We start from the raw sequence: 6,337 nt of genomic DNA, 5'->3' as shown, positions 1-6,337 counted from the left end.
TAATTTGATACCGAGGTATCTAATTTGATTATCATCAACGAGTGCCCACACAGATTGATAGGTTTAAATTTTTAAAGAACGTTTCTTCGAGAAGCTAAACTTTCGTTTTTGAGCCTTTCGGCTTTTCTCTCGAAGTGGGCGGCCATTTTAACCAGATAACTTGTCGTGTCAACCACTTTTTCAAATTATTTTCGTTTAGGCTTTTTGCCCGCCAAACCTGTTGGGCTCTTGCTTTGCTGCCCTCCCGTTTGGTGTGGTGCGCATTATAGGGAGAATGAGAAGCCGCGCAACCCCTTTTTCAATATTTTTTAGAAAAAACGTTCTTTTGATTGAAATACCATCAAAAAACAAAAAGGAGAGTATAAAAACTCTCCTTTTAGCCACAAATCACTAACAATTAGATAAATGCGTACGCATCACCATACATGTGATCAGACTTAGCTTGCTTGTTCTGCGTGAACTGTTCACGTGCAGCGCCAGCCATTTCGAAACGGCCTGCTATATAGATATCGAAATCAGCAAGTGAATCAAAATCTTCACTGACCGCTTGAAGTACGTTGCCTTGTTTGCCTGTCCACTCTGCTAGTGTTTCTTCAATAACAGGAATGAACTGAATGCGCTCATGAGCATTAGCGATGTCAGTTAGCTCTTGTTTGGCATATAGCTGAGCTTCATCGCGACCACCCCAATATAGATAGATAGGCTGCGCAATGTTTTGGCTGATGCAGTGATCAAGAATAGAACGTACATAGCTAAAGCCAGTGCCACCAGCAATCAATAGAATTGGGCGCTGACTATCTTCACGAATCCACGCTTCGCCATGAGGGGCATCAATCTGAATGTCGCCACCCACTTCAAGTGCATGCTTCATTGATTCAACCACTTCTAGCGCATAAGCATTGTGCTCTGCAGCGCCAATGTGGAGCTCGATCTCGCCTTCATGACGGCAAGGGCTGCTAGCAATAGAGAAAGGACGCTTGTCGGCCTCACCCATTACTACCATTAAATACTGACCTGCTTTAAAGCTAACAGGCTGTTCTGGGTACAGCAAAATTTGATAGGTATTCGCTGCTAAAGGCTCAATAGACTTAACTTTACAATTGATGGTCATGGTTTATCTCTTTTATTCGTCTCCAAAGGTGATCACCAAATCACTCTTTGGATAAGCAAGACAGGAGAACATCCAACCTTGCTGCTTTTCTTTCTCGGTAAGTAATGGTTCCAAATCATAGTCAACCGCACCCGACTCGATACGGCATAAACAAGAAGCGCAGGCCCCCACCATACAGCGATGAGGAAAAGCAAGATTCTGGTTGAGCGCAGCCTCTAACACTGTCTGCCCTTCTTCGACTATAAACTCAAGGTTCTGAGGCTTGAGCACTACTCGCTTTGTCATAGGATATTGAGTTCATCCCAAATGCTGTCTATCTTTGCAACCAATGCAGGGTCTTTTTTAATTGGTATGCCCCACTCGCGCGTCACTTCGTCTTCAAGTTTATTGGTTGCGTCTAAATAAGCTCTAGAGGTACTATCGTTGACCAGCAATGTATCTCTGGACGGATCCATTCTCGTAGTGATCGCCCAAATCACGTCATTCCAATCACGCACGTTTACGTCTTGGTCGCAGGTTACGATAAACTTAGTCGCCAAGTAAGGTGATAGTATAGCCTCTACTCCTTTCATCACCTCAATAGCTTGACCTGCAAGTTGCTTATCTAGAGTCAGCAGTACCATACGATTTGTACCCGTTCCCGGTGCAATATACAAGTCAGTCACCTCTGGATATTGAGCTGTAACCTGTTTCGCCAATACGGTTTCATCCCAACTATTCGAACGCTCGATATCTTGTGCCGTTGGATACTTGGCCGCCTCCAGCTCCAACTCTGCGTCCCACTTGATCGTGGCATCCAGTCCCATTTTGGAACCTAAACCAGTAACCGGTGATGCAAAGTCCAAAGAATCTATCGGTGTGCTTTCGATCATCAAGGTGTCGCGGCTCGGTACCATATGGTCATTCATAGCTTGGGTGACTTGCTGCCAGTCGCGGCCATTGACGCTTTCATCACATACAATAACAAACTTGGTGTACATGAACTGACGCAAGAAAGACCATACCCCCATCATCACACGCTTAGCATGCCCTGGGTATTGCTTCTTCATGGTTACCACCGCCATGCGATACGAACATCCTTCTGGTGGAAGATAGAAGTCTTCAATTTCCGGGAACTGCTTTTGCAAGATCGGCACGAAGACTTCGTTCAGCGACACCCCAAGTACAGCTGGTTCATCCGGCGGGCGACCTGTATAAGTGCTGTGATAGATAGGGTTTTCACGCATAGTAATGTGCGTGATAGTAAAGACGTGGTGTTTTTCTTTTTCGTTGTAGTAGCCGGTGTGGTCTCCATATGGGCCTTCATCGGCAAATTCTTTCGGATCGATATAACCCTCAAGAACGATTTCGGCACTCGCTGGCACTTCAAGATCGTTACTAATCGATTTGACCACTTCAGTACGTTCGCCGCGCAGCAATCCAGCAAACGCATACTCAGACAGAGTATCTGGTACCGGCGTCACCGCCCCAAGAATAGTAGCCGGGTCAGCGCCAAATGCGACCGAGACCGGGAACGGTTTTCCTGGATTGGTTTCCATCCAGTCTCTTAGATCGAGCGCCCCACCGCGATGCGCTAGCCAGCGCATGATGATCTTATTCTTGGCTATCTTCTGCTGACGATAGATACCTAAATTTTGACGCTTCTTGTTCGGTCCTTTGGTGACCGTAAGTCCCCATGTTAGCAAGGGTGCGACGTCATCAGGCCAGCAACTCATTACAGGGATTTTATCAAGGTCGACCTCATCACCTTGCCAAACGACTTGCTGGCAAGGCGCTTTGCGCAGCCTTTTAGCCGGCATGTGCAGCACTTTCTTAAATAGAGGAATTTTATTGATCGCGTCTTTAAAGCCACGCGGTGGCTCAGGCTCTTTTAGGTAGGCCAGTAGTTTGCCTACTTCTCTGAGCTCAGAGACTTGCTGTCGACCCATTCCCATCGCAACACGCTCAGGGGTACCAAATAAATTGGTCAACACTGGCATGTCATAGCCAATCGGGTTTTCAAACAGCAGAGCAGGTCCACCAGCTCGCAGAGTTCTGTCGCTGATCTCCGTCATTTCATAATCTGGATCGACGGGGTGTGAGATGCGCTTGAGCAGCCCCTGGCTTTCCAGGTGCTGAGTGAAATCACGTAAGTCCTTGTAAATCATAGGGGATACTTCGCCTTGAAAGAAGGTACCATTATATACGCAAATCTATCATCGGGCGAAATGTCCTCTGCGATGTTGAGAAGCTGAGAAAATTCAGTTAATTAGACAGAGCTTGCAACACCAAACTCGCTTTCACCTGACTATTGGTCGACAACACATCCCTCACCCATCCACTATGACCATTCTGCGCCAATTGACTGGCGACAAAACTGGCGTCTTCCACCTTGGTCATTCGTGTCACCAAGAAGGTTTTCACTTCATTCGGTAATGGGGTGATTTGAGCAAGTTCAGTGATCGCCTGACGCTTTAGGCTCGGATTACGTGCAGCCGCCATGATTTGCTGCTGAGCAAACGGAGAAGAAAGACCCGCTAGCCTCTCTAATTCTACTTGGCTGTGATAATCCGCGCGCATTTTCCACAGCAAGTCGTATAAGGCTGCGTCTTCATTCACTTGCGCCATTCGCACCAATACGCGAGTAGAAGGTAGCCACTCGGTGATATTGGTATCGGTAAGTTGCTGAGTAATAAATGCGTTCGCTTTCGGTGACAGACTATCAAACTCTTTAACTAATAAGTCCTCGCGGATCTTACGTTCATAATCACTACCCTCAGATAGCCAGTCACGTAATACCAACTGCTCACTTTCCGCCTGCAAGATAAACTCCAAGGTTTTTTGGTCACTGTTCCAGCGCTTAATCAAGCGCGCAGAAATAGCTGGGTAGTTAAACGCAGGAATCGAAAACTCGTAGCCATCACCACGTTCGAGCATAGTATAGGTAGGTGGCAGGGATTTTTGGCCTTGAACGAAAATGGCCATTTTAGGGGAAAGAATGCGTTCGTTGTCTTCAATATGTTTGAGCAACAAAAACCTCGCCACCTCTTGCTGAGGCAACGCGAGTCTATTTAACGCAAATTTAAGGCCGTCGGTGTCATCTTGTTCCACCAACAATAAAAAATCGTCGACTTTTTGCAGTACCACTGGGCTTTGCAACCAGCGTTCTACTTCCTGCTGCGTCATTTCCTTAGACGCGTGCACCGATTGTGAGAATGAAACAACCAATACGAGGAGTAACGACGCTAACCATCCTTGTAGCATATTAACCTCCTGTTAACACACTCAGTATTGTGCGCGTGAAACAGGGGAAGTGCAAACAAAAACGTCACCCCATAAGGGTGACGTTTAAAATTTGAGACTCGTTGTCCGCTTTGCGGACAAGTTTAACGATTACTGGCGACGCATCGCGTCAAAGAACTCATCGTTAGTCTTAGTCATTGCAAGCTTGTCGATTAGGAATTCCATCGCATCGATTTCGCCCATTGGGTGAACAATCTTACGTAGGATCCACATCTTCTGTAGCTCATCGGCTTTCGTAAGTAGCTCTTCGCGACGTGTACCTGAACGGTTGAAGTCAATCGCTGGGAAGACACGCTTTTCAGCAATCTTACGGTTTAGGTGCAGTTCCATGTTACCTGTACCTTTAAACTCTTCGTAGATAACTTCATCCATCTTAGAACCAGTATCCACTAGCGCTGTTGCGATGATAGTTAGGCTGCCGCCTTCTTCTACGTTACGAGCTGCACCGAAGAAACGCTTAGGACGATGTAGTGCGTTCGCATCAACACCACCAGTTAGAACCTTACCTGATGAAGGTACTACCGTGTTGTAAGCACGAGCTAGACGAGTGATAGAATCCAGTAGGATAACCACGTCTTTCTTGTGTTCAACAAGACGCTTCGCTTTCTCGATAACCATCTCTGCAACTTGAACGTGACGAGATGCTGGCTCATCAAACGTCGATGCCACTACTTCACCTTTAACTAGGCGCTGCATCTCAGTTACTTCTTCCGGACGTTCGTCGATAAGAAGAACCATCAATTCACATTCAGGGTGGTTGTGGGCAATGCTCTGCGCGATGTTTTGCAGCAGCATGGTTTTACCCGCTTTAGGTGGTGCAACGATAAGACCACGTTGACCTTTACCGATTGGAGACGCGAGATCAAGAACACGTGCAGTGATGTCTTCTGTTGAACCGTTACCACGCTCCATAGTCATGCGCTCATTCGCATGCAGAGGGGTTAGGTTTTCAAACAGGATCTTGTTACGTGCGTTATCTGGCTTGTCAGCGTTAACAGTGTTTACTTTTAGAAGTGCGAAATAGCGCTCGCCATCTTTTGGTGGGCGAATCTTACCGGCAATCGAGTCACCTGTACGCAGGTTGAAACGACGGATCTGACTTGGAGAAACGTAGATATCATCTGGGCCAGCAAGGTATGAACTGTCTGCGCTACGCAGGAAACCAAAACCATCTTGAAGAATCTCTAAGACCCCGTCACCAAAGATATCTTCACCACTTTTCGCATGGGCTTTTAAGATGGCGAAGATGATGTCTTGCTTACGCAGACGAGCTAAGTTTTCCAGACCAAGAGATTCGCCAAGTTTAACGAGCTCAGAAACAGGTCTGTTCTTCAATTCTGTTAAGTTCATTGTGGTGGATGTTTGTTTAGTCAAAATAGGATCTGTTTTGTTGTTAAGAAGGATTTGGTCACAGGATCGACCAAGAAGTGAACACTTGTTTAATTAACGTGCGATAAATTATCACTAAAAAAGAGTCTAGTCTAGCTTTGAAAAAAACAAAACCGTGTATTTGTTAAGATACACGGTTTTCGTTACTTCTCATTATAAGTTCTCGTCTAAGAACTCTTTTAGCTGAGTTTTTGACAGTGCGCCAACCTTAGTTGCTGCCACTCCGCCATCTTTGAAAAGTAGTAGCGTAGGAATGCCACGGATACCGAACTTAGGTGGAGTACCTGCGTTTTGGTCGATGTTTAGCTTGCCGATAGTGAGTTTGCCTTCGTACTCATCTGCGATTTCATCGAGGATTGGGGCAATCATCTTACAAGGACCACACCACTCCGCCCAGAAGTCAACAAGAACCGGGCCTGCAGCATTAATTACGTCAGTTTCAAAACCGTCATCCGTCAGCTGCAAAATCTTTTCACTCATCTTTCACTCCGATATTTTTTGTATTGATGAGATAATCACCAACAATTAGATCTCCTATTGGAATGTATTTACCTT

The 6,337-nt window shown here is 46.1% G+C and carries 6 protein-coding genes; all 6 read right to left on the bottom strand.

The window, feature by feature from the left end:
- Positions 1-397 precede the first annotated feature (397 nt).
- The 6 genes from fre to trxA all read right to left on the bottom strand — a co-directional run bounded on the left by fre (position 398) and on the right by trxA (position 6,262).
- On the bottom strand, positions 398-1,111 hold the full coding sequence (gene fre, locus TZ48_RS07840; protein ID WP_112478786.1) for an NAD(P)H-flavin reductase: 714 nt from the start codon (positions 1,109-1,111) through the stop codon (positions 398-400).
- Between the two features lie 12 nt (positions 1,112-1,123).
- The gene (locus tag TZ48_RS07835) at positions 1,124-1,396 is read right to left on the bottom strand and encodes a 2Fe-2S iron-sulfur cluster-binding protein (RefSeq protein ID WP_042478889.1); all 273 of its coding nucleotides are present in this window, start codon (positions 1,394-1,396) and stop codon (positions 1,124-1,126) included.
- Positions 1,393-3,258, bottom strand: coding sequence for a 4-hydroxy-3-polyprenylbenzoate decarboxylase (gene ubiD, locus TZ48_RS07830; protein WP_112478785.1), 1,866 nt, complete (start codon positions 3,256-3,258; stop codon positions 1,393-1,395). Before ubiD ends, TZ48_RS07835 begins: the two co-directional genes overlap by 4 nt.
- 97 nt (positions 3,259-3,355) lie before the next feature.
- The gene (locus TZ48_RS07825; protein WP_112478784.1) at positions 3,356-4,354 is read right to left on the bottom strand and encodes a hypothetical protein; all 999 of its coding nucleotides are present in this window, start codon (positions 4,352-4,354) and stop codon (positions 3,356-3,358) included.
- A 129-nt stretch (positions 4,355-4,483) separates the two neighbouring features.
- The gene (gene rho / locus TZ48_RS07820; protein ID WP_042478896.1) at positions 4,484-5,743 is read right to left on the bottom strand and encodes a transcription termination factor Rho; all 1,260 of its coding nucleotides are present in this window, start codon (positions 5,741-5,743) and stop codon (positions 4,484-4,486) included.
- Positions 5,744-5,935: 192 nt separating this feature from the next.
- A complete protein-coding gene (gene trxA / locus TZ48_RS07815; RefSeq protein ID WP_042478899.1) occupies positions 5,936-6,262 on the bottom strand; it encodes a thioredoxin TrxA in 327 nt (108 codons plus the stop codon).
- Positions 6,263-6,337 lie beyond the last annotated feature (75 nt).

The sequence above is a fragment of the Vibrio variabilis genome, assembly GCF_003263785.1.
Lineage (GTDB): Bacteria > Pseudomonadota > Gammaproteobacteria > Enterobacterales > Vibrionaceae > Vibrio > Vibrio variabilis.
Note: the sequence above shows the minus strand (reverse complement) of the source record. Positions and strands in the feature narration are given on the sequence as shown.